The organism is Streptomyces yatensis, assembly GCF_018069625.1.
Taxonomy (GTDB): Bacteria; Actinomycetota; Actinomycetes; order Streptomycetales; family Streptomycetaceae; genus Streptomyces; species Streptomyces yatensis.
This window is the reverse complement of record NZ_CP072941.1, coordinates 9,927,203-9,952,743: the sequence shown is the minus strand read 5'-3', so window position 1 is coordinate 9,952,743 and position 25,541 is coordinate 9,927,203. Positions and strand designations below refer to the sequence as shown.

The 25,541-nt window shown below is 72.3% G+C and carries 21 protein-coding genes; 14 read left to right on the top strand and 7 right to left on the bottom strand.

The genetic code is table 11. The features are described from left to right. The first annotated feature begins 34 nt into the window (after nt 1-34). Nucleotides 35-877, top strand: coding sequence for a maleylpyruvate isomerase family mycothiol-dependent enzyme (locus tag J8403_RS41455; protein WP_211127700.1), 843 nt, complete (start codon nt 35-37; stop codon nt 875-877). 74 nt (nt 878-951) lie between these two features. Here J8403_RS41455 and J8403_RS41450 read toward each other — a convergent pair whose 3' ends face one another. Further along, a complete protein-coding gene (locus J8403_RS41450; protein ID WP_211127699.1) occupies nt 952-1,644 on the bottom strand; it encodes a ribonuclease H family protein in 693 nt (230 codons plus the stop codon). A gap of 315 nt (nt 1,645-1,959) precedes the next feature. Between J8403_RS41450 and J8403_RS41445 the strand changes: the two genes are divergently transcribed. Both J8403_RS41445 and J8403_RS41440 read left to right on the top strand, forming a co-directional pair. Next, a complete protein-coding gene (locus J8403_RS41445; RefSeq protein ID WP_211127698.1) occupies nt 1,960-2,790 on the top strand; it encodes an endonuclease I family protein in 831 nt (276 codons plus the stop codon). A 116-nt stretch (nt 2,791-2,906) separates the two neighbouring features. Beyond that, nucleotides 2,907-3,647, top strand: coding sequence for a type 1 glutamine amidotransferase domain-containing protein (locus J8403_RS41440; RefSeq protein WP_211127697.1), 741 nt, complete (start codon nt 2,907-2,909; stop codon nt 3,645-3,647). Nucleotides 3,648-4,184: 537 nt separating this feature from the next. Here the strand turns inward: J8403_RS41440 and J8403_RS41430 are convergent. Together J8403_RS41430 and J8403_RS41425 are read right to left on the bottom strand one after the other, a co-directional pair. After that, nucleotides 4,185-7,049, bottom strand: a complete 2,865-nt coding sequence (locus tag J8403_RS41430; RefSeq protein ID WP_211127695.1) for an NACHT domain-containing protein — start codon at nt 7,047-7,049, stop codon at nt 4,185-4,187. A 113-nt stretch (nt 7,050-7,162) separates the two neighbouring features. Continuing rightward, entirely contained in the window at nt 7,163-7,591 is a 429-nt protein-coding gene (locus J8403_RS41425) for a VOC family protein (RefSeq protein ID WP_211127694.1), read from the bottom strand. Between the two features lie 251 nt (nt 7,592-7,842). On the opposite strand from J8403_RS41425, the gene J8403_RS44500 reads away from it, so the two are divergent. Beyond that, nucleotides 7,843-7,977: an NUDIX hydrolase gene (locus tag J8403_RS44500; RefSeq protein ID WP_281427978.1), complete on the top strand. Its 135-nt coding sequence runs from the start codon at nt 7,843-7,845 to the stop codon at nt 7,975-7,977. 168 nt (nt 7,978-8,145) lie between these two features. Further along, a complete protein-coding gene (locus tag J8403_RS41415; protein ID WP_211127693.1) occupies nt 8,146-9,639 on the top strand; it encodes an AlkA N-terminal domain-containing protein in 1,494 nt (497 codons plus the stop codon). Between the two features lie 156 nt (nt 9,640-9,795). On the opposite strand, the gene J8403_RS41410 is transcribed toward J8403_RS41415, so the two are convergent. Continuing rightward, the gene (locus J8403_RS41410; RefSeq protein ID WP_211127692.1) at nt 9,796-11,742 is read right to left on the bottom strand and encodes an FUSC family protein; all 1,947 of its coding nucleotides are present in this window, start codon (nt 11,740-11,742) and stop codon (nt 9,796-9,798) included. Nucleotides 11,743-12,092: 350 nt separating this feature from the next. Here J8403_RS41410 and J8403_RS41405 point away from each other — a divergent pair, with 350 nt between their 5' ends. From J8403_RS41405 to J8403_RS41385, 5 genes are read left to right on the top strand one after another with little or no spacing between them, the layout of a single operon-like run. Beyond that, nucleotides 12,093-12,290 (top strand): ferredoxin, encoded by a 198-nt coding sequence (locus J8403_RS41405; RefSeq protein ID WP_211127691.1) that lies wholly within the window; start codon nt 12,093-12,095, stop codon nt 12,288-12,290. Continuing rightward, nucleotides 12,287-13,528 (top strand): NAD(P)/FAD-dependent oxidoreductase, encoded by a 1,242-nt coding sequence (locus J8403_RS41400; protein WP_211127690.1) that lies wholly within the window; start codon nt 12,287-12,289, stop codon nt 13,526-13,528. The genes J8403_RS41405 and J8403_RS41400 overlap by 4 nt, the downstream gene beginning before the upstream one ends. A 21-nt stretch (nt 13,529-13,549) precedes the next feature. Continuing rightward, on the top strand, nt 13,550-15,037 hold the full coding sequence (gene mptB / locus J8403_RS41395; RefSeq protein WP_425519872.1) for a polyprenol phosphomannose-dependent alpha 1,6 mannosyltransferase MptB: 1,488 nt from the start codon (nt 13,550-13,552) through the stop codon (nt 15,035-15,037). Continuing rightward, nucleotides 15,034-16,251 carry a glycosyltransferase 87 family protein gene (locus J8403_RS41390; protein WP_211127689.1) on the top strand — a complete coding sequence of 406 codons (1,218 nt, stop codon included), beginning with the start codon at nt 15,034-15,036 and terminating at the stop codon, nt 16,249-16,251. The genes mptB and J8403_RS41390 overlap by 4 nt, the downstream gene beginning before the upstream one ends. A 20-nt stretch (nt 16,252-16,271) precedes the next feature. Further along, nucleotides 16,272-17,291, top strand: coding sequence for a lysylphosphatidylglycerol synthase transmembrane domain-containing protein (locus tag J8403_RS41385; protein WP_246586241.1), 1,020 nt, complete (start codon nt 16,272-16,274; stop codon nt 17,289-17,291). A gap of 10 nt (nt 17,292-17,301) precedes the next feature. Here the strand turns inward: J8403_RS41385 and J8403_RS41380 are convergent, their stop codons facing one another. Then, on the bottom strand, nt 17,302-18,414 hold the full coding sequence (locus J8403_RS41380) for a CapA family protein (protein ID WP_211127688.1): 1,113 nt from the start codon (nt 18,412-18,414) through the stop codon (nt 17,302-17,304). Nucleotides 18,415-18,437: 23 nt separating this feature from the next. On the opposite strand from J8403_RS41380, the gene J8403_RS41375 reads away from it, so the two are divergent. Next, on the top strand, nt 18,438-18,884 hold the full coding sequence (locus tag J8403_RS41375) for a TraR/DksA family transcriptional regulator (RefSeq protein WP_246586240.1): 447 nt from the start codon (nt 18,438-18,440) through the stop codon (nt 18,882-18,884). 129 nt (nt 18,885-19,013) lie between these two features. Here the strand turns inward: J8403_RS41375 and J8403_RS41370 are convergent, their stop codons facing one another. Next, nucleotides 19,014-19,820: a SigB/SigF/SigG family RNA polymerase sigma factor gene (locus tag J8403_RS41370; protein WP_211127687.1), complete on the bottom strand. Its 807-nt coding sequence runs from the start codon at nt 19,818-19,820 to the stop codon at nt 19,014-19,016. A gap of 409 nt (nt 19,821-20,229) precedes the next feature. Between J8403_RS41370 and J8403_RS41365 the strand changes: the two genes are divergently transcribed. Further along, complete coding sequence (locus tag J8403_RS41365; RefSeq protein ID WP_211127686.1) at nt 20,230-22,290, top strand: phosphocholine-specific phospholipase C; 2,061 nt, start codon at nt 20,230-20,232, stop codon at nt 22,288-22,290. A 132-nt stretch (nt 22,291-22,422) separates the two neighbouring features. Here the strand turns inward: J8403_RS41365 and J8403_RS41360 are convergent, their stop codons facing one another. After that, nucleotides 22,423-23,313, bottom strand: coding sequence for a helix-turn-helix transcriptional regulator (locus J8403_RS41360; protein WP_211127685.1), 891 nt, complete (start codon nt 23,311-23,313; stop codon nt 22,423-22,425). Between the two features lie 136 nt (nt 23,314-23,449). On the opposite strand from J8403_RS41360, the gene J8403_RS41355 reads away from it, so the two are divergent. Both J8403_RS41355 and J8403_RS41350 read left to right on the top strand, forming a co-directional pair. Then, entirely contained in the window at nt 23,450-24,043 is a 594-nt protein-coding gene (locus J8403_RS41355; protein ID WP_211127684.1) for a non-oxidative hydroxyarylic acid decarboxylases subunit B, read from the top strand. Between the two features lie 62 nt (nt 24,044-24,105). Beyond that, nucleotides 24,106-25,530 carry a non-oxidative hydroxyarylic acid decarboxylases subunit C gene (locus J8403_RS41350; protein WP_211127683.1) on the top strand — a complete coding sequence of 475 codons (1,425 nt, stop codon included), beginning with the start codon at nt 24,106-24,108 and terminating at the stop codon, nt 25,528-25,530. The last annotated feature ends 11 nt before the right edge of the window (nt 25,531-25,541 follow it).

Sequence of the window (25,541 nt, the reverse complement as noted above, 5' to 3'; positions counted from 1 at the left end):
GGGGAAGTTCCCCGGCTCGGTGCGGGGAGGGCACGTGGAATCCGTGAGCGGGCAGGGCGACGGCGGCAGCACGTGGCCCTCGGGGCTGAATGAGGCGATCCGCGCCACCGCGGCCGACATCGCCACAACGCTGCGCGGCGCACCCGACACCGGGGCTCGGGTGCCCGGGTCGCAGTGGACGGTCGGGGAGGCGGCGGCGCATCTGGCGCAGGCCAACGAGCTGATGGCGCACCTCGCGGACGGCAAGACCCGCGGTTACGGGGACGGGACGCCGCACGGGCTGGCCGAGGCCAACCAGCTCGCGCTCGCCGCGTTCGCCGAGCGTCGGGCCGAGCCGCTGGCCGCCATGATCGTGGAGCAGGCCGATGCCTTCCTCCGGTCGGCGGCCCGGCCCGCGTCATCCGGCCGGCCCGCGTCATCCGGAGAGCTGGTCACACCGATGGGCCCGATGAGCCTGGACGTATTGGGGTCGTATCTGCTGACCCATATGCTCGGCCACGGCTATGACCTCGCCCGTGCGCTGGGCCGCCCGCATATGATCAACCGGGCGCGGGTCGAACTGACCCTGCCCTTCCTGATCACGGCCATGCCACGGGTGGTCGACACCACGGCCACCGCCGGGCTCACCGCCCGCTTCACCGTCCGCCTCAGGGGTGGCGCCCGCTTCGGCACCACCTTCTCCGACGGGGCGGTGACGGTCACCCCCCATCCGCCGAGCCGCCCGGACTGCACCATCCTCACCGAGCCCGTCGCCTTCCTTCTGATGGCACTGGGCCGCCGCGGCCCGTGGGGCGCCGCCGCCAGGGGCCACGTTCTCGCCTGGGGCCGGAAGCCCTGGCTCGCCCCACGGTTCCCCACGCTCTTCACCGCGCCCTGATCCGGCCTGGGGCCGGACCGGCCCGGTCCGGCCCCAGGCCAGGCCCGGATGGCGCGCCACGGACGCCCCGCGGCTCAGGCGGCGCAGGCCGGATGGCCCCAACCGTCGGAGTTCTTGCTGATGGTCTCGCCCTTGGCGTAGGGCGTGCCGCAGCGGCACCGGCCGGGGAACTTCGCCTTGATGGAGGCCTTGGAGCGGGGGCCCGTCCCCCGCTGTGCGGCCGTGGTGCGCGGGCGCGCCGTGCCACCGCGGCCCGCTGAGCGTGTCGTCGTCTGGGTCTCGGGCGGGGGCAGGGCGGAGCCGAGCGAGGTGCCCGCGGGCTGCTGGGTGCGGGCGGTGTGGCTGGCCGCCCCGTCGGCGGCCGCGTTGAACGGATCGCCGTCGACCTGGTGCGCCGGAACGTAGACGAATTCCACCTTGCGGCCGTCCAGGAGCTCGTCGATACGCATCACGAGCTCGCGGTTGGCCACCGGGGATCCCGAGGCGGTCTTCCACCCCTTCTTCCGCCACCCGGGCAGCCATGTGGTGACCGCCTTCATCGCGTACTGCGAGTCCATGCGCACCTGCAGCGGCACGGTCGCGTCGGTGGACTCCAGCAGCCTTTGCAATGCGGTGAGCTCGGCCACGTTGTTGGTCGCGGTGCCAAGCGGCCCGGCCTCCCAGCGCTCCACCGCACCGTCGGTGCCCCCGATGACCCATGCCCAGGCCGCGGGCCCGGGGTTTCCCTTCGATGCCCCGTCACACGCGGCGATGATCTGTTCAGCCATACGTCGATACTGCCAGCACTCCTCATCCGACACGGCGGAGACCTGGTCATCGGCGGTCCGGGGGTTGCGCCGACGGTGGGCCGAGCCGCCCACTCCCGCTCCTCACGCGAGCCCTCACCCGAGCCGCGGTGGAGGCCGAACGGCCCTTCCCTTCACCACTGGGCGTTCATCGGATCCGCGCCGAACGGGCACACCATGTACACGCGTTCGGGCTTCGCGCATGGGAATCTCCCAGAGCTTGTGCCTTGAACATCCGTACTCGCGGCGCCGGTTGGCGGTCCGGGTACTCATCTAGGAGAGGACACCCCCCACATCATGTCCACTCATCGCCCGAGCCGATCACGGCGCCTTCCGCTGCTGGCCGTCGTGGCCGTGGCCGGTATCGCCGCTCCTTCGGTCGCCGCCGCCAACACACCGGCCCCGGCCGACACCAACCGGCCCACGGCCGTGCAGGCGCTGGACGACACCTACTACCAGGACGCGATGGGCAAGAGCGGCCCGGAGCTGAAGGCCGCGCTGCACACGATCATCAGCGACCAGACCAAGGTGTCCTACGACGAGGTATGGGACGCGCTGAAGTCCACGGACGAGGACCCGGACAACTCGTCGAACGTCATCCTCCTCTACTCCGGCCGCTCCCAGTCCAAGGACGCGAGCGGCGGCAACCCGGACGACTGGAACCGCGAGCACGTCTGGGCGAAGTCGCACGGTGACTTCGGCACGGCCACCGGGCCCGGCACCGACCTGCACCACCTGCGCCCCACCAACGTCACGGTGAACAGCATCCGCGGCAACAAGGACTTCGACAACGGCGGCCAGGACGTGCCCGACGCCCCCGGCAACCGCAGTGACGACGACTCCTTCGAACCCCGTGACCAGGTCAAGGGCGATGTCGCCCGGATGATCCTCTACATGGCCGTCCGCTACGACGGGGACGACGGCTTCGCCGACCTCGAGCCCAACGACAACGTCGACAACGGCTCCGCGCCGAATATCGGCCGCCTGTCGGTGCTGAAGGCGTGGAGCGCCGAGGACCCGCCCGACGCCTTCGAGAAGAACCGCAACCAGGTCATCTACGACAGCTTCCAGCACAACCGGAACCCGTTCATCGACCACCCCGAATGGGTCGACTCCATCTGGAAGTAACCCGCGGCTCCGCCGAGCCCCGGCCCCTACGCATGCGTACGGGCCGGGGCTCGGCTGCGGTGGCCGACGTGCCACCTGGCTCCGGACGCCCGTAACCCCTGTGGTAGGCAGTCCCCGTGCGTATTCTCATGCCGCTGCCCGACCGGGACTTCGACGTCACCGAGGTGGCCGTGCCCTGGAAGCTCCTGACCGACCTCGGCCATGAGGTGGTGATCGCCACCGAACACGGCGACGGCCCGCCGGCCGCCGATCCGCTGCTGATCACCGGAGTGCTCTTCGGGCAACTCGGCGCGGAGCCCGAGCCCAAGGAGTTCTACCGGCAGCTCACCGACGCGACCGCCTTCCGCCGCCCCCTGGCATGGGCGGACCTCGAGCCCGAGGCGTACGACGGGCTGATCCTGCCCGGCGGCCACGCCCCGGGGATGCGCCAGTACCTCGGCTCCGACGTCCTGCGCGAGAAGATCGCGGAGCTCTGGGGGCTGGACCGCCCGGTCGGCGCCATATGCCACGGCGTCCTCACCCTGGCCCGCACCAACGACCCGGCCACCGGCCGCAGCCTCCTCGCCGACCGGCGCACCACCTGCCTGCCCGCGTACATGGAGCGGACCGCCTACTACCTCACGGCCTGGCGCCGCGGCCGCTACTACCGCACCTATCCGGCCTACGTCCAGGACGAGGTCGTCGCCGCCCTGAACGACCCCGCCCAGTTCGAACGCGGACCCATCGAGCTACGGCGCCGCGGCACGGCCACCGACGACACCCCCGCCTTCGTCGTGCAGGACGGCCGATACCTGTCCGCCCGCTGGCCCGGCGACGCCTACCTCTTCGCCCGGCGCTTCGCCGAGATGCTCACCTGAACGACCACCCCGCCCCTCCCGGGCAGGGCAGGACAACGCCGACCATGGCAGTCGGCCCCGACACATGGGCGGAGTGTCAGGGCCGACGGTGAATACGCTGAGGCTCAACAGCCCTTAGTCGTCAACGCACTTGGGGTACTTCGAGCCCCGGTTGCAGTCGTGGTAGTCGTACTTGCTGACCCGGAACTTCTTCTCGTCGCCACCCTTGGCCGGATCCACGACCAAGTAGAACTTCTTCCCGTCCTTGACCTTGTCGCTGACTGTCCCATCAGGGCCCCGGTCAAAGTCCTGCGCGCACCCGGCGAGTGCGAGGGCTGAACATGCCAGGAGGGCAAGGGTAAGGCGACGCATGTCGTGCTCCGATCAACGTGAGAATTGCGAGACAGTCTAGGGGCCTCCGGAACATGCGCAGGCCAGGGGTGGCGTTCACCCGCACTCATGAAAACGCCAGGTGTGCCGCGGCGGGGGAACGGAAGAAAAACACCCACCAAAGGTCGTCCGGGACGCGAACCCGGCCGACGCGCGCTCCTGAAGGGCTCAACTGCTGCGCCGGGCTTTCGTCAGGGCCCGGTGCAGCACCTCCTCGGCGAAGGCGGGCAGCCGTGTGTCAGCGGCGGGTCCGTGCATGTCCATGTTGAGGACGATGTTGTCCTGGCGCACGAGCACCTGGCCGCCGCCGTCCCACCGCCACCAGACCGCCTCCTGCCCGAGGCTCAGCATCGACCTGCGACCCCGAGCGTGTTCTCGGCTGATGGTGTCCACGCTGCGGAAGACCATCACGGCTTCCTGGACGGCGCTCTGACCCGCCTCCGCCCGCCCGATCGTGACCACCAGGTCGACCCTGGGCGTCATCTCGCCGTCGGTGGACCAGTAGCAGCGAGACTCCCCGTTGCTGAAGGGTTCTCGGGTCGTCGCTTCCGGTCGGGGTATGGCCCGGGCGGCCAGGTGCTGGTCCAGCAGCACACAGGCTTCGGGTACGGATCGGTAGCGTTCGTCGTCCGGGGTGTTGAGGGTGATGACCAGCCCCGGCAGCATCAGGCAGAGCACGAACGGGGACAGTGCCGGGGCGAGCACCTGCCATGGCGAGGGTGCATCGGGTGTCGGGGCGGGGGTCGGCGGGCTCGGCCGGGGTGGCGCCAGCCGGTCCTGGAGAGTGCGGTGCCGGAAGGACAGAACACCGCCGGACTGGCGGAGAGCGCCACGTTCGCAGGCGTCCTCCAGGAATTCCATCAGGTGCCAGGGGAGACGGCCGGTCGCGGCCAGCCAGAGTCTGGCGACGGCGAACTTCCCCCATGCCGAGAAGGCGAATCCGTACAGGAGCAGTGCCGCCACGCTGCTCAGGGACACCAGCAGCCAGTCCCCGCCGGTGACCAGTTCCTCGCTGTGCGCGGGAGGCGTCACGCCCGGAGGGTAGTTCGTCGTGATCTGTTGGCTCAGGAACAGCGCCAGCGGCGGCAGGAGAGACAGCGCCGCGGCGCAGGCACGGCGGGAATCCGCGAAGGCGCGTGTGCCGGGCAGTGCCAGTACGGTCCGGCGGTCCGAGCGCAGCAGCGCTCTCGGACTGCGGGCCAGGGCGTGGTCGGCGGTGTCCTGCCAGACCCCGCCACCCACGAGCAGCACCAGCGGGACCACCGGGTACAGCGACGACCGCAGGTCCCCCATCGTGGCGACCATGACCACGAAGACCGCGATCGGAACGACGGCTGCCGTCCTCCGCAGAAGGAGGGGTATCCGGCCACGGGTGGTGAGTGCGCGGGGCTGCGGGATGTCCATCGCGTCGTCGATGACGGCGGTCACACCGAAGAGGACCGCTACGGCGAGCAGGGGCGGCGAACCGATGCCGAGCGGCCCCTCCACGGGCCGGCTGTAGCCGATGGGTGCCAGTGCCACGAGTCCCAGCACCATGGCCGCGATCACCGCCGCGTGACGTACCGGCCACGGCAGCGCGCGTGGCAGGCTCCACCAGGTCACCTCCGGGGTGCCCAGGGTCCGGGCGTGGCGGGCGAGGAAGGTGAGCCAGCGGTGTGCGTCTTCGGCGTCCCAGTGGCGTCCCGGGACCGCGGCGGCGAGGGAGGCGTCGTAGGTGGCGGGCACGAACTGGTCGAGGAGATGTGCCTCGATGGCCGCGCTGTCGGGAAAGCGGCCGGGGTCCAGCAGTTCGGCCGGGTCCCGGCCGGTGTCGCTGTACGCCTTGCGGGCCAGCGACGCCATCAGCGGGGTGGCCAGCGCCTCGCCCAGGACCCGCGCCCGCGCCGCGCGCGCCGGGTCGGACGTGCGGGGATCGAGCACCTGCCGCCAGGAGCTGCCGGCTCTGGGGGACGGGGTGGCGGTGCGGGAAAGATAGGCCGTGAGGTCGGCGAGGGTGAGTGGCCGCACGCTGACGGCGGCGGCGCCGGTGAGCACGCGCGCCTCCCCCGCCGCGTCGCGGTATTCGCCCTCGCGGCTGGTGAGGACGATCTGTGCGGCCCGGTCGAGAGTTCCGTTCAGGGTGCGCAGGGCCTGTGGCCGCACCGCCGCGGGCAGTTCGTCGAATCCGTCGAGGATGGGCAACAGGCGGCCGGTGCGCAGCAGTTCGCGTGCGAGGTCGCGGGCGGAGGCGGTGCCGGTGGCCACCGAGGCGTAACGGGTGCCGAGCAGTTCGGCCGCCCACTCCCATAAGTCGGGCTGGGCCTGGGGCCGCCAGGTGGCGAGGGGCAGGATCACCGGGATCCTCTCGCCGGGGGCGCGGCGGTCGAGGCGGTCGAGGCGGTCGAGGCGGTCGAGGCGGTCGAGTGCGAGACGGACCATGAGCACGGACTTCCCGGTACCGGCCGGCCCGAGTACGACGAGCCGGCCCGACGGCACCCGGTCGAGCACATCGGTGATCTCCTCGAACCGCCCGCCGAGATCGACCGGGCCACCGCCGGTGACGTTCTCCCAGTGGTCGATCAGGTCCTGGGCGGCGGTGTCCCACCGGACCGGGATCGGCGCCGGATCCTGCAGGCGGCGCAGCCGCTCCTCACGGCCCAACTGCTCCCGTACGGCGCTGGCGAGCCGGTCGGCCGCCGCGTTCAGCTCCGGACCGGAGAGGTCGCCCCACAGGACCCTGGAGCGGCGGTGGCGCAGGATGGCGCGGACTGCCAGCCACAGGCCCACCGTGGCCAGCGCCACCGCCACCGCCACCGGCCCGAGCATCGAACCGGGCAGCGCGGAACCGTCTCCGTCGTCCCGTGCCCTGAGGGCGAACAGACTCCCGCCCACCGCCACCGAGCAGCCCGCGAGCAGCAGTTGACCTGCGAGCCAACGGCCGGTGACCGGGCGGCGGCCGTCGTTGAAGTGGATACCGCCGTAGATGGTGTGCGCCTGGATCACCGTGTGCGCGGTACCGGAGAACTCGTTGCGCGCCACCGGCTCGCCCTGCATGCGCTCCCCCTTACGCATCCCCTCGCACATGGTGACGCAGGCGCCGCGCGGGTGTACACCCCGGCGGGGGGCGCCCTTCCGGGCGCGCCACCGGTGGCCGACTCCCCCTGCGGCTAGGGACGGATATAGGGCCGGGTGATGATCTCCATGTTGTGACCGCCGGGATCGTCGAAGTACGCGCCACGGCCACCGAAGAGACGGTTGATCCGTCCGGGGTCGGTGTGGCCGGGGTCGGCGTAGTAGGTGACACCGATCGCCTCCAGGCGGGCGATCATGGCGTCGAACTGCTCATCGGGCACGAGGAACGCGTAGTGCTGCGGCTGTATCGGCTCGTCGCGCTTCTCGTAGTAGTCGAGCGTCACGCCGTTGCCGAGATCGATGGGCAGAAACGGGCCGAACGGGGCGCCGACCTCCACCCCCAGAATCGCGGCGATGAATTCGGCGGACAGCTGCCGGTCGTGGGCATAGACGGCGGTGTGATTCAGCTGGACGACGGTGGCCTGGGGCTCGGAGTCGTGTCGGGGCTGCGTTGGGTGGGGCATCTGTGGTGTGTCTCCGCATCGTGGAATCCGCTGGAACCGGCGCCACGTAAGGGCGCCAGAAGGAATGACACGGAGGAATGGGCGGGCCTCTGGCCCGCCTCGGACTCACGCCGAGGCCGGGCGCCTCACTCGTGCGTGGCCCATGGCCGACCCGGCAGTCACGCTGCCGACTCTAGCAGCGCCCGCCCATCCGGCCCCAGGGGCAGTTGGGAAATGGCGGTGGCGCAGGGCCGTGGGGCGAGCCGGAGCTTTTGGAGCCGGACAAGTGCGTCGGCTGGGGCTGGTGGCCGCTGGACGGCCTGCCGGAGCCGACCGTCGACTACACCCGGGCCGCGATCGACGGGATCAGGGCGGGACGCCTCTACACCGAGATGGGTTGGAGCTGACCCCGGCCGAAGCGCTGGCGCCGGGCCGTGATCTGCACTGGCCCCGGCCGGTGATCCGGGCAGGGAGGCACTGGCGCATGGGTTCTCCCCCACGCCCACGGGGCCGGGAGCGTCATGTCCGATTTCCGCCAGCACGCTTCCCCCGCCAGGGCGCACAGTGGAGGTGTGATGAGTGACGACAGCAGGTACGAGGCGGTGTGCAGCCGCGACGCGCGGTTCGACGGCGAGTTCTTCTTCGGTGTCGCCACGACCGGGATCTACTGCCGGCCGAGCTGCCCGGCGACCACGCCCCGGCGCAAGAACGTCCGGTTCTTTCCGACCTCGGCCGCCGCGCAGGGCGCGGGGTTCCGGGCCTGCCGCCGCTGCCGGCCGGACGCCGTGCCCGGCTCCGCCGACTGGAACGCGCGGGCGGACGCCGTCGGCCGCGCCATGCGGATGATCGGGGACGGGGTGGTGGACCGGGAGGGAGTGGCCGGACTCGCGGCGCGGCTCGGTTACAGCGCCCGGCAGGTGCAGCGGCAGCTGACCGCCGAGCTCGGCGCCGGGCCGGTCGCGCTCGCCCGCGCGCAGCGCGCCCACACCGCGCGGATCCTGCTGCAGACCACCCCCCTGCGAGCCTCGGAGATCGCCTTCGCGGCCGGGTTCTCCAGCGTCCGGCAGTTCAACGACACGCTGCGCGAGATCTACGCCGCCACCCCCACCGAACTGCGTGCCGCCAGGCCCGCGAAGTCCTCCCTGTCCGGGCCCGCGGTGGCCACCGGCGGGGTGCTGGGGACGAACGGCGGGACGGCCGGGGTGCCGCTGCGGCTCGCCTACCGCGGTTCGTACGACACCACGCAGGTCTTCGACTATCTCGCCCGGCGTGCCCTCACCGGCCTGGAGGAGATGGTGGGCGCCCCGGGCGCCCGGACCTACCGCCGCACCCTGCGGCTGCCGCACGCCTGCGCCATCGTCGAGATCGACGAACGGCCCGGTGACGGCTGGCTGGAGTGCCGGCTGCGTCTGACCGAGCTGCGCGATCTGACCACCGCCATCCAGCGGATTCGGCGCCTGTTCGACCTGGACGCCGATCCGTACGCGGTCGCCGAGCGCCTCGCCGCCAACGCCGCGCTCGCGCCCCTGGTGGGCGCGCGGCCGGGGCTGCGTTCCCCGGGCACCGCCGACCCCCATGAGCTGGCCGTGCGCGCCGTGCTCGGCCAGCAGGTCTCGGTGGCGGCCGGGCGGGTGCTGGGCGATGCGCTGGTCGCCGCGTACGGGAAGCCCCTGGCGCGGCCCGACGGCGGGCTCACGCATCTCTTCCCGCGCGCGGAGGACCTGGCCGAGGCGCCGCTCACCGAGCTCGGCATGCCGGAGAGCCGGCGCGCCACGCTGCGCACGCTCGCCACCGCGCTCGCGGACGGCACGGTGCGGCTGGACGCCGGGGCCGACCGCGACCGGGCCGAGAAGGAACTCCTGGGGCTGCGTGGCATCGGCCCCTGGACGGCCGGTTACGTCCGGATGCGGGCGCTGAGCGACCCCGATGTGCTGCTGGAGTCGGATGTCGCCGTACTGGCCGGGGCCCGCGCCGCCGGGGCGCATCTGGAGGACTCCGAGGGCTGGCGCCCCTGGCGCTCGTACGCCATGCACCACCTCTGGAACGTCCCGCGGGCCCGGCCCGAGTGAGCGCGCCCCGAGCGGAACCGCGCCCAGGAAGTGGTCGGTGCGTCGGTGTGGGTGTGGGTGATGGTGGCGGCGGTGACGTGTGTTCTCGAGGTGCGCGGGGCAGGACGGCGTACCGCATGCACGCCGCGCCATCCGCCGCTGCCCCCGTGAGCGGCCTCAGCCCGCCGCCAGGTCGCGGGCCCTGCGCAGCCCGGCGGTGACATCGGCGAGGGTGGCGCAGTCTCCCACCGCAACCCCCGCGGGCAGGACGAGGTCCGTCGGGGGGCGGCGGGCGGCGACGGCGTCGGCCAGGTCGGACAGCGCGGCCCGCAGCCGGGCCGCGAGGGCGGGCTCGGGCTGCGGGGCGCCCTGATCGAGCCGTACGCCGCAGGCTGTGGCCGCGTCCACGATCTCCTCCAGGGCGAAGACCACCGGCGCCCAGGCCGCCAGGTCCCGGCCGAAGGGCGGGTGTTCGGCGCCGGCCACCTCCACCGCTCTGCGCGCGTCGGCGAGGGCGCGGTATGCCTCGCGGCGCAGCCGCAGCCGGGTGGCATACGGCGCTTCGGCGGTCAGCACCCGGTCCAGGTGGTCGCGGGTGGCGCGGACGGCGAGCGACAGCCGCACGGACACCTGGGCGCGGGGGCCGCCGAGCCCGGGCAGCGCTCCGGCGGCCAGCACCACACCGCAGGCCAGCAGCGTGTCGGTGAGCCGGGTGAACCCGGGGTCGGTGTCGCCGCCGAGGTAGACGAGGGAGAGCAGCAGCGGGGTGAGCACGGCGGTCTGCAGGGCGAAGTGGCGTACGGAGACGGGGATCAGCGCGGAGCAGACCGCCGCGACGACGACCGGCCAGATGGCGGGGGCGCCCGCATCGGGGGTGACGCCCGCGCCGGGACCGAACACCGTGGCGAGCCCGCCGAAGACGGCCACGCCCACGGCGGTGCCGAGCGCGCGGGAGACGGCCCGGGAGACCAGCGGGCCCATGTCGGGCTTGACCAGGAAGGCGGCGGTGGCGGGGAGCCAGTACCAGTGCTCGCCCGGCAGTTGCTGGGCGAGCACGGTGCTGACGCCCACGCACAGGGCCACCCGGGCGGCGTACTCCCGGCCCGCCGGGCCGAGCGCGCGGCGCAGCCGCTGCCGGTGGCCGGGGACGACCGCGCCGACGGGGGGCGCCGGTTCGCCGTCGAAGACCCGGGCGGCGAGCAGCACGGCCCGGTGCATGGCCACGTTGCCCGCGGTGTCGGGTACGGGGGCGGGCAGCCGGCCCGGTGGCAGTCCGGTCCGTACCGAGCGGGCCAGCTGGGCGGGGGTGCGCGCGACGCGGTCGGGCACCGGCTCGTTCTCCCACAGGAGGGTCAGGACGCCCTCGCTGAGTGCTCCGGCCACCGCCAGCCGGTCGCGCAGCCGCCGCTCCTCCTCGTCGAGGTGATGGAGGGGGAGCCGGTGGGCGTAGAGGGCCTCGTACGCGGCGTCGTAGGCGGCGGTCAGCCGGCGCCGGGCGGCCTGTCCGCCGTCGGTGCCGACCGCCGTCATCAGGTCGGCGAAGGCGTCATATACGGCGGCCACCGTCTCCCGTTGATCGGAGGGTGCGGTCTGGCGTGAGGGGATGACACGTGGCAGCAGCGTGGCCATCGCGATCACCCACGCGGCGCCGATGAGCAGCAGGCCCGCCTTGACCGGAGGGGACACCGGGACGGGCATGCCCGCGCCGACCACGGCGAGCACCATCAACTGCACCCCGGCGGCGGAGCTGACCGGCCCGATGGCGCTGATCGCACCGGAGACCAGCCCGACGGCGGCGAGGGCGAGCGCGATCCACATCCCGAGGCCCAGCGTGCCCAGCCAGGCCCCGGTCAGCAGGCCGACGGCCCCGGCGAGGGCGGGCAGGCCGATGCGCACGATCCGGGTGGTGCGGGTGGCGGGGCGGTCGTTGACATGGGCGAACATGGCCCCCAGCCCGGCGAGCATCCCGAAGGGCAGATGTCCCGACCCCACGCCGACGGCCACCACCGGTCCCACGCCGAGAGCTCCGCGGGCCACCGCCGCCCAGGGGATGGGGTCCCGCAGCGCCCGCTTCCCGCGCAGGGGGTGCGTCAGCCAGTCGGGCGGTGTGGGCAGCGTGCGCAAGGATCCTCCGTGAGGTGGAAATCGTGGGCCTCTTCGAACCGTACGTGAGCTATGCGGAACTTTCGTAACCTGCGTATTTCCGCCATGTGAGGCGCTGATGCCCCACCTCGCGCAAGGGCCGTCCGTGACCCGGATACCCGGGTGTGACCTGGTGGTTTGGACAGCCTCCGAGGGTCGGCCGGACGGCCTGCCCGGGGTGCACATGCCAGGCTCATATGTCTCGCTGCGTGGCCAGCTTCTTGCGGAGCGTGTTGTGCTGGGTACGCGGGAGAACTAGCCTCCCTTCCGCCCGTTACCGAACATTCGTCTGGTAACCGCCTTCCGTTGATCCCCCAGTGCCGGAGAACGCCATGCAGGTGACCTTGCATCAGGACAAATGCGTCGCCTCGGGGCAGTGCGTGCTCGCCGCCCAGGACGTGTTCGACCAGCGGGACCTGGACGGTGTCGCCGTCCTCCTCGACGAGCGCCCGCCGGCGGAACTGCACGACGACGTGCGTCAAGCGGCCGCCGTCTGCCCCGCCCTGGCCATCGCCCTGGCCGACGCGTGAACACACCGGGGAACGTCGTGGTCGTGGGCGCCTCGGTCGCGGGGCTCACCGCGGCCGTCACGCTGCGCACCCTGGGATACGACGGACGGCTCACCCTCATCGGCGACGAGCCCCACACCCCCTACAACCGGCCACCGTTGTCCAAGCAGATCCTGGCGGGCACCTGGGAGCCGGACCGGATCAAGCTGCGCACCGACGAGGAGCTGTCCGACCTCGACGCACGGCTGCTGTTCGGCAGGTCCGCCATCGGCCTGGACACCGCCGCCCGCCGGGTGGTGCTGGAGGGCGGCGACAGCGTCTCCTACGACGCCCTGGTCATCGCCACCGGCGTCACCCCCAACAGCCTGCCCGGCGCCCACCATCTGGCCGGGGTGCATCTGCTGCGCACCCTCGACGACGCCCTCGCGCTGCGCGCCGATCTGCGCCACAAGCCCGATGTGAAGGTGGCGGTGGTCGGCGCGGGTTTCCTCGGCTCGGAGGCCGCGGTGGCGGCCCGCAGGATGGGGCTGGACGTCACCATGATCGACCCGCGGCCGGTGCCGATGCGGCGGCAGTTCGGCGACCGGATCGCCGGGCTCGTCGGGCGGCTGCACACGAAGAACGGCGTGTCCATGCGCTGTGGCACCGGGGTGCGGCGGTTCTTCGAGTCCGGCGGCCGGGTGACCGGCCTGGAGCTGACCGACGGCACGCTGCTCGACGCCGATGTCGTGGTGGTCGCCATCGGCGCCGCCCCGGCGATCGGCTGGCTGGCCGGATCCGGACTGGAGCTGGGCAACGGTGTCGAATGCGATCCCACCTGCCGTGCCGCGCCCGGCGTCTACGCGGCAGGTGATGTCGCCTCGTGGCACAACGACCACTTCGGCTGCCGGATGCGGCTGGAACACCGGCTGAACGCGACGGAACAGGCCCAGGCCGTGGCCCGCAATGTGCTCGGCGAGGGCCAACCGTTCGCCCCCGTGCCGTACTTCTGGACCGACCAGTACGACGCCCATATCCAGGCGTACGGCATATTCCCCAGCGATGCCGAACTCGCCGTGCTCCACGGCGAGCTCGAAGGCGGCCACTTCGTCGTGGCCTACGGACACCGGGGCGTCGTGGTCGGGGTGCTCGGCTGGAACAGCCCGTGCGAGCTGCGCAAACTGCGTCAACTCGTGGTCGACCGGGCACCATGGACATCGATCCTGCCCACCCCGCGGGCGGTGTGGCCCGGCCGACACCTCTCGGCCAGTCTCCGGTGACCGCGACGTCAATTTCCGGCCATGCGCTCTCGCGACCCTGGCGGGGTGCTGCGTCGTGTACTCGTCCAAGGTGTCGCCGTCGCTCCGGGTCACTGCCGGCTTCTCGGCCTCGCTGGGTCAGTGGCCCTGGCGGCGGGCGGGGCGGCGGCCGGAGCGCTGCCGGTGGGGGACGCCCTCACCCCTGACTCCCTGAGAGAGGCGATCGGGCTGATCAGCACCTATTTCGGTCTGGTGCTGTTGATCGCGGCGTGGTGGCTGCTGGGGCGCGAGGTGCGCGGACCCCGGCCGCCCGGGCCCCGCTCCCTGCTGCTCACACTCGCCGTCTGGGCGGCTCCCCTGCTGCCCGGGCCGCCGCTGTTCAGCCGGGATGTGTACAGCTATCTCGCCCAGGGCGCCATGGTGCACGCCCGGATCGATGTCTACACCCACGGCCCCATACGCCTCGGCGGACCGCTGGCGGAACAGGTGGCGCCGGTGTGGCAGCACACCCCGACGCCGTACGGCCCGGTCTCGCTGGCCTTCGAATCCGCCGTCGCCCACGCCTCGCGCGCCGAGCCGTCCCTCGGAGTGATCGGGCTGCGGCTGATCGCGCTGCTCGGGGTGGTGGTGATGGTGCTGGCGCTGCCCGTTCTGGCCCGCCGCTGCGGCACCGACCCGAGCGCCGCCCTGTGGCTGGGGGCGCTCAACCCTCTCCTGCTGCTGCATCTGGTGGGCGGGGCGCACAATGATGCCGTGATGCTCGGGCTGCTCGGGGCCGGGCTGGTGGCCGCGACGGGTCGATGGCCGGCCTGTGGCGCGGTGCTGGTCACGCTCGCCGCCCTGGTCAAGGCTCCGGCCGCGCTGGGGCTGCTGGCGGTGGCCACGCTGTGGGCACGCCGGGTGGAGGGTCGCAGGCGCCGCGTCGGCGCCGTGGCGGCCACCGGGGCGCTGGCCCTGGCCACCACCGGAGTGGCGACGGCCGTCACCGGCACCGGCTACGGCTGGATCTCCGCGCTCACCACCCCGGCCTCACCGGACAACTGGGCGCTCACCAGCACCCTGGGCCGCGCCACCGGCGCCCTGCTGGAGGCCGTCGGCAGCGGTCTGGCTCCGCTGGCCGCGCCCGCGTGGCACGGTCTGGGGCTGCTGGCCACCGCCGTGGCCATAGGGATCGCCTGGCTGCGTCCGCCCCGCCCCCGGCCCGTGTACGCGCTGGGGCTGAGCCTGATAGCGGTGGCCGTGCTGGGCCCGGCGGTCCGGCCCTGGTACGTGCTGTGGGGGCTGTTCGTGATCGCGGCGGCCGGGCCGGGCGGAACGGTGCGCAAGGCGGTGGTGGCCGGGAGCGGGGTGCTCACACTGGCCGTGCTGCCCAACGGGTTCGCCCCGGATTCGCGGCAGCTGACGTTCGCCGTGTGCGGGGGTGTGCTGGCGGTGTGCGCGCTGTGGTGCGTACGGCACGCACCGGGGTTCGCCGCCGGCACCCCGCTCTCCGCCGTCCACGGCGGCCACCGATCGGAGCGTTCGGCATGACGGGGCCCACCACATCTCGCGGACGGCTGGTCCTGGCCCTCGCCCTCACCGTGGCGGTGGGGCTCTTCCTGGCCTTCGTCCCGCTGCACCGGGACTGGTTCGACCTGAACGTCTACTACGGCGCCGTGGGCCACTGGCTGCGGGACGGCCGGATCTACGACTTCACCATCCCCGGCGCGGACGGGGCGGACTACGGCTTCACCTATCCGCCCTTCGCCGCGCTGTGCATGCTGCCGATGGCCCTGTTCGACTGGCCGGCCGCGATCACCCTGAGCATGGTGCTCAACGTGGCGGCCTCGGCCACCCTGCTGACCTGGCTGATCGGGCCGATCGTCCGCCGGCACGGCTGGAACAAGTGGTTCGCCTTCGTGGTGGCGGCCTGTCTGTTCGCCCTGCTGGAGCCGGTGCGGGACACCTTCAGTTTCGGGCAGGTCAATCTGCTGCTGCTGGTGCTGGTGTTCTTCGACGCCTGGCTGCTGTCCACGGGGCGTGGCCGGTTCGCCGGCTGCGGTATCGGGCTGGCAGCCGCGATCAAGCTCACCCCGGCGATCTTCATCGGCTATCTGCTGATCACCCGGCGGTGGCGCGCCGCCGCCACGGCCACGGCCACCGCCGCGGCCGCCACCCTGCTCGCCCTGGCGGTGGCGCCGGGGGCCTCACGGGTCTACTGGACCGAGGCGCTGTGGGACACCGACCGGATCGGTGTGCTCAGTTACGTCTCCAACCAGTCATGGGAAGGGGTGCTGGCCCGGCTGGTCGACCCGGTTCCGCCGAGCGGCGTGGTGTGGGGGCTCGGGGTGCTCGCCGTGCTGGCCGTATGGGCGCGCCGGGTGCGCTGGGCGGCGGCCGTCGGGGACGAGCGGGCCGGATTCGCGCTGACCGGGGTCACCGCCTGTCTGATCAGCCCGATCACCTGGGTGCACCATCTGGTGTGGCTGATTCCGGCCCTGGCGGTGCTCGTCGACAGCGGGCTGCGGCCGGACGCGCCACCGGCCCGGCGCAGGCTGCTGCTCCGGGTCTGTGCGGTGGTGTACGTGCTCCTGTGCAGCAGCGTGGTGTGGCTGTGGCGGTTCGACTCCACCGGGGTGGACGGCTTCCTCGGCAGCAACGCCTACGTGTGGATCTGCCTCGGCCTGCTGATCGCGCTCCCGCTGCGCGGCGCGCGTTCCGCGAACATGCTGAACCAAGAGCCGTATCCGGCACGTATCCCATGACCAGAGGAGTGTCCGGACCGATGCCCGACGTGATGCCGTGCCCCGCGGGGCAGCCGCTGGACCAGCCCGTTGAGCAGCCCAAGGAGCGGGCGGGGCGCTGGGCCCTGCTCCGGCGGCTTCCGCTGCGCCAGATCCTGTGTCTGCTGCCGCTGCTCGTCGTCGGCTACTGGGTGGTCCAGCACCGGTCGCTGATCGGCTCCGGCGCCCGTCAGATGTTCACCGCCAATCCGTACTGGCTGCTGACGGCGGTGGCGACGACCGGGCTCGGCTGGGTGGCGGTGTCGTTCGCCCGGCAGGGCACGGTGCTGGAGCGGCTGCCGGCCAGACGGCTGTTCGCCACCCAGTTCGCCGCGGGGGCGGCCAATCATCTGCTGCCGTCGGGGATCGGCGCGAGCGCGGTGAACATCCGGTTCATGACCGGCTGCGGGCTGCCGCCCGCCCGTTCCTCGGCGGCGCTCGCCCTGTACTTCCTGGCGGAGGCCACGACCCGGGTGGGGCTGCTGGTGGTGCTGCTGCTGGTGTTTCCCCAGGCGCTGCGGCTGGGCCCGCTGCTCCCGGAGTCGGTGAGCGGGATGGTGGTGGCCGGCGCGGTGGTGGCGGCCGTGGTCCTGGTGGCCGGGGTGACGCTGATCCGTCCGGTGCGCCGGATCGTGGTGAAGTTTCTCCGCACCGCGATGGCCGACGCCCGGTCGCTGCACATGCGGCCGTCCAGGGCGCTGGCGCTGTGGGGCGGTTCGCTGGCGTTTCCCCTGCTGCAGGCGGCGGGGCTGGTGGCGGTCGCCCTGGCCCTGGAGCTGGAGGTACGGCCGGCGCATGTGATGCTCGCGTATCTGGCCGCCACGGCGGTGGCCGCGGTCGTCCCCTCCCCCGGTGGTATCGGCTCGGTCGACGCGGCGCTGGTCATCGCGCTGGTCGCGGCGGGGGCGCCGGTCGAGGCGGCCACGTCCACGGTGCTGGCGTACCGCTTCATCACGGTGTGGCTGCCGCTGATCCCCGGGGCGCTGGTGCTGGGCGGGCTGGTGCGCTCGAAGATCGTCTGACCCGGCGGGGTCAGGGCCGGCGCAGGGTGAGGACGTCGTCGGGCCGGACGTCGATATGCGAGCCGAGCCCCGACCCGGCCCGGTCGAGGGCCGCGCCCAGCCATGCGGCGTCCTCGTGGCCGGTGTGCTCCAGCCGCATCCGCCGTGACCGCAGGGGCACCATCCGCAGGTGCATCAGGCGGCCGGTGTCCGGGTCCACCTCGGGGAAGTAGAGCAGCCGCAGATCGTCGCGGTACCGCTCGTAGCCGCCGATGCCCTCGTAGTCGTCGACCACGTCGCCGCAGCCGTAGAGGATCAGCTTGCCGCGGTACACCTCGAGCGGGCGGGGGTGGTGGGAGGAGTGGCCGTGGACGAGGTCCACACCGCCGTCGATCAGGGCGTGGGCGAAGTGGATCTGGTCCGGTGAGACGCCGTATCCCCAGTTGCCGCCCCAGTGGACCGAGGCCACGGTGATGTCGCCGGGGTGGCTGAGCTGCCGTACGCGATCGGTGATCGCGGCCGCGCGGGCGTCGGACAGATCGGGCAGGAAGTCGACCCCGGGCCGGTCCTCGGCCGCGGCCCACCCGTCCGGAATGCCACTGGAGGCCGCGCCGAACGAGAACACCAGCACCCGGCGGTGGTCACCGGCCGGGACGACGGCGGGGCGCCGCGCGGCGGCCGCGTCACGGCCCGCTCCGGCCACCCGGAGTCCGGCGGCGGCCAGGGTGTCGAGCGTCTCCTGCAGCCCGCGCCGGCCGCCGTCGAGCACATGGTTGTTGGCCAGGACGCAGACGTCGGGCCGGACCGCGGTCAGGCAGGGGAGGTTGTCCGGGCTCATCCGGTAGTGGACGTCCTTCCCCGGGGCGAACTCATCGCTGCGGGTGACGCTCGTCTCCAGGTTGAGCACCCGCACATCGGGCGCCTCCTCGTCCAGTACGGCCAGGGCGTCGCCCCAGGGCCAGGAGAAGTCGACCGGACGCGGGATCGGGCCGTTCGCCTCCTCGGCCAGCTCGACATAGGCCCGGGAGTCGCGGATGAAGGGCTCGTGGAGCTCCGGGTCGCCGGGGTGCGGCAGGATCTGGTCGACACCGCGGGCGAGCATCACATCGCCGCAGAGGAACAGCGTCACCGCCGTGCCGTGCATATCTCAACGATCGCATAGCCGCCATGAGTGACCGTGGCCGCGGCGGGGACCCGGAGGTGTGGACGCGCTGGGAGGTGCGGCGGATGAACCGAGCGGAGACGGGTGAGAGCCCGCTGCGGCCCCGGGATCTGGAGGAGGCCGCGGCCCGGCTGTCGGAGCAGGCGGACCGGCTGCGGTCGCAGCTCGCCCGGACGGAGGAGACGGCGTCCGCGTTGCGCGCGGACTGCGATCTCGACGCGGGCGACTCGGGTGCGAAGGCCATGACGCTCCGGGAGCTGCGCACGCGCGCGGAGGCGGACGAGGCCCTGCTGGAGCGGACCGTCGCGGCGCTCGACCGGCTGCGCGCCGGATCCTTCGGGATCTGCACGCGGTGCGGCCGGCCTCAGGGCCGGGAGCGGTCGCTGGCCCTGCCCCACACGGAGCTGTGTGTCGTATGCGCCGAGGAGCGGGAGGCGGGACCGGGCGGATGAGGCGCGCCCCGGTCACGGCGTCCTCGCTCACCGCGTTCCCGCGGGCGTTCCCGCTTACCGCGTCCCCACTCGCCGGGTCCGGACTCGGGGCGGTGGCCACCAGCGGCGCGGTCGCCGGGGGCGGGGGCGCTACGCGGCACGCGCGCCGACCTCTTCGCCCAGGCGGGCGCAGGTGCGGCTGATGAGCCGGGAGACATGCATCTGGGAGATACCGAGCCGGTCGGCGATCCGGCTCTGGGTCTCGTCGCAGAAGAACCGCAGATAGAGGATCTCCCGCTCGCGCTCGGGGAGCCTGCGCAGACAGGGCTTGAGGGATTCGCGCTGGACGACCCGCTCGTAGGAGGACTCGGTGGAGCCGAGGGTGTCCATCAGCGCATAGCCGTCGTCCGCGCCGCGCAGTGCGGCGTCCAGCGACAGCGTACGGAAGCTCTCGAGCGCCTCCATGCCGACGAGGACGTCCTCCTCGGCCATGCCGGTGTGCCGTGCGATGTCCTTGACGCTGGGCGAACGGTCGTCCGGTGAGCGGGTCAGGTCCTGGACGGCGGTGCGGACCCGGTTGCGCAGCTCCTGGACCCGGCGCGGCACGTGCAGGCTCCACATATGGTCGCGGAAGTGCCGCTTGACCTCCCCGACGACGGTCGGGACGGCGTAGCTCTCGAAGGCCGAACCCCGGTCCGGCTCATAGCGCTTGACCGCCTTGACCAGACCGACCATGGCCACCTGCCGCAGATCCTCCGGCGTTTCACCGCGGTTGCGGTACTGCGAGGCGATCCGCTCGGCCATCGGCATCCAGGCCCGGACGACTTCCTCCCGGAGGGCCTCCTTCTGCGAGCCGTCCGGCAGTTCGGCGATCCGGCGGAACGCGCCGGAGGTGTCGGGGGCGTCGTCGTGTGCGTGCTTGGGGTGTGCTCGGGGATGTGCTGTTACGGCCGTCATGAGCCGGTGCCTCCTTGGCTGTTGTCGCCATCACCACAGGAGGACATTCCAGACAACTCGGGCGACCTTGGACACGCCTTGCACAGCCGGGCTGCTCCCGTGGCGTGCCTCCGGTCCGAAGCACACTGATCGCGTGCCCGTCCTCGGCCCCGCGAAACGGAGTTCACCCCGGCGGATACCGGCTCAGCCGATGCGTCATGCGTCACAACGCCCCGGGAAGGGCCGGTAGGGGCCGGTGGGAGGCGGAGGACCCAGGCGCGGGGGGCGCGGCAAGGTTTCGGCCCGCGATCAAGATTTACGGAGGCTTTCCCGCCGTTTCGCCCATTTGCCGTTGTCCGTACCGTCCCGGCGGAACAGACTGCACCGATTCCGCTACTTCCCCTCGATCGCCATAGAAAACCGGAGCGCCATGACCTCCTTCGATCGTCGACGATTCATGCAACTGGCCGGGGCCGGTGCGGCCACCTCCCTGCTGTCCGCCAGCATCGCGCGCGCCGCGGAGATACCCGCCAACCGCCGGACCGGAAGCCTGCGGGACATCGAGCACATCGTGGTGCTGATGCAGGAAAACCGTTCCTTCGACCACTACTTCGGCACCCTGCGCGGAGTGCGGGGATTCGGCGATCCGCGGCCGGTGCGGCTGCCCAACGGCAAGCCGGTATGGCACCAGTCGGACGGTTCCAAGGAGGTCCTGCCGTTCCGGCCCGAGGTGAGCGACCTCGGCCTGCAGTTCCTGCAGGACCTGCCGCACGGCTGGGGCGACGGCCATGTCGCGTTCAACGACGGCGGGTACGACAAGTGGATCCCCTCGAAGTCGGCCACCACCATGGCGTATCTGACGCGTGAGGACATCCCCTTCCACTACGCGCTGGCCGACGCCTTCACCATCTGCGACGCCTACCACTGCTCGTTCATCGGCTCCACGGACCCCAACCGCTACTACCTGTGGTCCGGTTACACGGGCAACGACGGCAAGGGCGGCGGCCCGGTGCTGGACAACGCGGAGGCCGGCTACAGCTGGACCACCTACCCCGAGCGCCTGGAGAAGGCCGGGATCTCCTGGAAGATCTACCAGGACATCGGCGACGGGCTGGACGCGGACGGCGGCTGGGGCTGGATCGACGACGCCTACCGCGGCAACTACGGCGACAACTCCCTGCTCTTCTTCAACCAGTACCGCAACGCCAAGCCCGGCGACCCGCTGTACGACAAGGCCCGCACCGGCACCAACGCCAAGAACGGCGACGGTTTCTTCGACATCCTGCGGGCCGATGTGAAGGCCGGGAAGCTGCCCCAGGTCTCCTGGATCGCGGCGCCCGAAGCCTTCACCGAGCACCCCAACTGGCCCGCCAACTACGGCGCCTGGTACATCGCGCAGGTCCTGGACGCGCTCACCTCCAACCCCGAGGTGTGGAGCAAGACCGCGCTGCTCATCACCTACGACGAGAACGACGGCTTCTTCGACCACGTGCTGCCGCCGTACGCGCCCGGCGACAAGCGGGGCGGTTCGACCGTGGACACCACCGGGGAGCTCTTCCCCGGCTCCTCCTCGCAGCCCGCGGGCCCGTACGGGCTGGGGCAGCGGGTGCCGATGCTCGTGGTGTCGCCGTGGAGCAAGGGCGGCTGGGTGTGCTCGCAGACGCTGGACCACACCTCGGTCATCCGGCTCATGGAGCGGCGCTTCGGCGTCGAGGAGCCCAACATCTCGGCGTGGCGGCGGGCGGTGTCCGGCGACCTGACCGCGGCCTTCGACTTCTCGCGGACCGATGTGAAGGTCCCGGCCATGCCGGACACCAGCGGCTACCGGCCCAAGGACAACGAGCGGCACCCCGACTACGTACCGGCGCCGCCGGAGCACCCCTCGCTGCCCCGGCAGGAGCCCGGGCTGCGCCCTGCCAGGCCGCTGCCGTACGAGCTGTCGGCCGATGCCACGACCGCCGCCGACGGCGGCCTGCGGGTCGACTTCGTCAACCACGGCCGGGGCACCGGGGCGCACTTCCACGTGACCTCCGCGAGCCATGCGGGCGGGCCGTGGGGCTACACGGTCGAGGCGGGCAAGCGGCTGTCCGGCAGCTGGCAGCGCTCCTCGGCGGACCAGGGCGCCTATGACTTCCAGGTGCACGGTCCGGCCGGTTTCCTGCGCCACCTCACCGGCCACGCCACCGGCACCGGCCCCGAGGTGACCGCCCGCCACGACCGGGCGACCGGGGAGGTCAGGCTGACCCTCGTCAACCAGGGCGACGCGACGGTGCGGCTCACCGTCACGGACGGCTACGAGAAGGAGAAGGCGGCGCACTACCGGCTCCGGCCGGGGGCGCGGGTGGTGCACACCGTGCGCACCGATCGCAGCCACCAGTGGTACGACCTGTCGGTGGTCTCCGACCACGACAGCGGCTATCTGCGCCGGCTGGCCGGGCATGTGGAGACCGGCCGTGCGGGGATGAGCGACCCCGCGCTCTCGGCGGGCTGAACCACCGCCACCGGCCCCTCGTCGCGCGCCCGTCCGGCGGCTCCCCGCCGGGCGGGCGCGCGGTGCGTCTTCCGGCCACGTACGGCCCTCATCCTCGTACGGACGTCATGCGCCGCGTACGGCCCCGGGCCGTCAGTGCCGGGTGCCCGAGGCGCGGATGCGGAAGCCGGCCGGGGTCTCGCCCGCCCGGCGGCGGAAGAACTTGGTGAAGACGGTGGCGTCCGGGAAGCCGAGCCGCTCGCCGATGGCCGTGGCGGACAGATCGGTGTGCACCAGCAGCCGCTTGGCCTCCAGCAGCACCCGGTCGTCGATGAACCGCTTGGCGCCGCAGCCGGCGGTGGCGCGGGTGGCCCGGGTCAGGGTGCGGACGCTGTAGCCCAGCCGGGCCGCGTAGTCCTCGACCCGGTGGCTGCGGGTGTAGTCGCGCTCCACGGCCTGCTGGAAGCGCCGGAACGCCTCACTGGCCGCCGTGTCCCCGCTCTGGGCGCCGGGCAGATGGGCCAGCCGCAGCACGAGGACGGCCACGAGGTGGCGTACCACCTCGACATGCGCCTCCAGCGGCCCGGACACCGTCCGGTACTCGCTCTCCAGGAGGTCCAGGACGCCTCGGACGGCCTCGGCGTCGGCGCCTTCGGGGACCACCAGCGGGGACCGCGACGCGGACCGGTCCAGCCGGGCGACCGTGGCGGTGGCGGTGCCGAGATAGCCGGGCGGGAAGAGCACGGCGGCGCCCTCCGCGGCGCCGAGCGGGGAGCGGAACTGGTGGATCTGCCCGGGGCGCACCCACATCCAGCCGCCCTCGGTCAGCTCGTGCTCGGTGAAGTCCACCGAGCAGCGCAGCACCCCGGAGCGCACGCTGATCAGCTGGTGGAAGGCGAGCCGCATCGGGGCATGGACATCGAGGCCATGGCTCCGGGCGCGGGCGGCGAGCCCGGGGAAATCCAGGACGGCCGCTCCCGGCGGGGCTCCCACGGAGGGCCGGAACGGAACCTCGGTGACATCACGGTGTCCGTTTCTGTCCATAGCGCGTCCTCAGTGTACGGCTGGTGTGCCCTGGTCCGCATCTAGCGTGGAGTGCGTTGCGATGAACGGGTGACCGAAAGAGTCCCCGGATCACCGCTTTCCCTTCCACCGACCGAAGCCGAGGGAGCACGCCACCGTGCGATTGATCGTGGGCATGACAGGAGCAACGGGTGCCGTGTTCGGCGTCCGCCTGCTGGAGACGCTGGCCGAGCTGCCCGGGGTGGAGACCCATCTGGTGCTCAGCCGCTGGGCGCGCACCACGATCGAGCTGGAGACCGGCCGGTCCGCCCGCGAGGTGGCCGAGCTCGCCGAGGTGACGCACTCCCCCGAGGACCAGGGCGCCACCATCTCCTCCGGTTCCTTCCGCACCGACGGCATGATCATCGCGCCGTGTTCGATGAAGACCCTCGCCGGAATCCGCGCCGGATACGCCGACGGCCTGGTGGGCCGCGCCGCCGATGTGGTCCTCAAGGAGCGGCGCAGGCTCGTGCTCGTCCCCAGGGAGACCCCGCTCAGCGAGATCCACCTCGAGAACATGCTGGCGCTCTCCCGGATGGGTGTGCGGATGGTCCCGCCCATGCCCGCCTTCTACAACCACCCCCGGTCGGTGGACGACATCGTCGACCACCTCACGGCCCGCCTGCTCGACCAGTTCGACCTGCCCGCGCCCGCCGCCAAGCGGTGGGAGGGCATGCGCGCCGCCCGCGGCCCGAAGCCCACCGCCGCCTGATCCCCCCGCCGCCTGATCCCCGCCACCTGATTTCCCCCGCCCCGCCCCCACTTGGAGTTCCCATGGCCTACGACGACTTCCGCGGCTTTCTCGACACCCTCCGGAAGGAGGGTCAGCTGCTGCACATCGCCGACGAGGTGATGCCGGAGCCGGACATCGCCGCCGCGGCGAACGCCGCCCCACGCCTGGGCGGCCACGCCCCCGCCCTGTACTTCGACCACGTCAAGGGCTTCACCGACGCGCGGATCGCGCTCAATGTGCACGGCTCCTGGGCCAATCACGCGCTCGCGCTCGGCCTGCCCAAGGAGACCGGCACCAAGGAGCAGGTCGAGGAGTTCATCCGTCGCTGGGACACCTTCCCGGTCGCCCCCGAGTGGCGCGGGAACCCGCTGTGGGCCGAGAACACCCTGGAGGGCGAGGACGCCGACATCTTCCGGGTGCTTCCGCTGATCCGGCTCAACGACGGCGACGGCGGCTTCTACATCGACAAGGCGGCCGTGGTCTCCAAGGACCCCGCCGACCCCGAGCACAGCGGCAAGCAGAACGTCGGCATCTACCGCATCGAGGTCAAGGGCAGGCGCACGCTCGCCATCCAGCCGGTGCCGATGCATGACATCGCCCAGCATCTGCACACCGCCGAGGAGCGCGGCGAGGACCTGCCCGTGGCCATCACGCTCGGCAACGAGCCGGTGATCTCCATCGTGGCGTCCACCCCGATGGAGTACGACCAGAACGAGTACGAGCTGGCCGGCGCCCTGCGCGGCGCCCCCGCCCCGCTCTCCCGGGCCCCGCTCACCGGGCTGCCGGTGCCGTGGGGCAGCGAGGTGGTCATCGAGGGCGTCATCGAGGGCCGCAAGCGGGAGATCGAGGGGCCGTTCGGCGAGTTCACCGGCCACTACTCCGGCGGCCGGAACATGCCCGTCATCCGCATCGACCGGATCTCGTACCGCACCGACCCGATCTTCGAACACCTCTACCTCGGCATGCCGTGGACCGAGGTGGACTATCTGATCGCCGCCAACACCTGTGTGCCGCTGTACAAGCAGCTGCGCCGCGACTTCCCCGAGGTCCAGGCGGTCAACGCGATGTACACCCACGGGCTGGTGGTCATCGTGTCCACCAAGAAGCGCTACGGCGGGTTCGCCAAGGCCGTCGGCATGCGGGTGCTGACCACTCCGCACGGCCTCGGCTACGCGGCCACCGTGATCGTGGTGGACGAGGACGTCGACCCGTTCGACCTCCCCCAGGTGATGTGGGCGCTGTCCACGAAGATGAACCCGGCCGGCGATCTGGTCCAGATCCCCAATCTGTCGGTGCTGGAGCTGGCCCCGCAGGCCATCACACCCGGTATCACCGACAAGCTCATCATCGACGCCACCACCCCCGTCGCCCCCGACCGCCGCGGCACCTACGGCACCCAGGTGCGCGACCTGCCCGAGACGGCCGAGTGGCTGGCCCGGCTGCGGAAGCTCACCGCCGCCCGCTGACCACACCACCC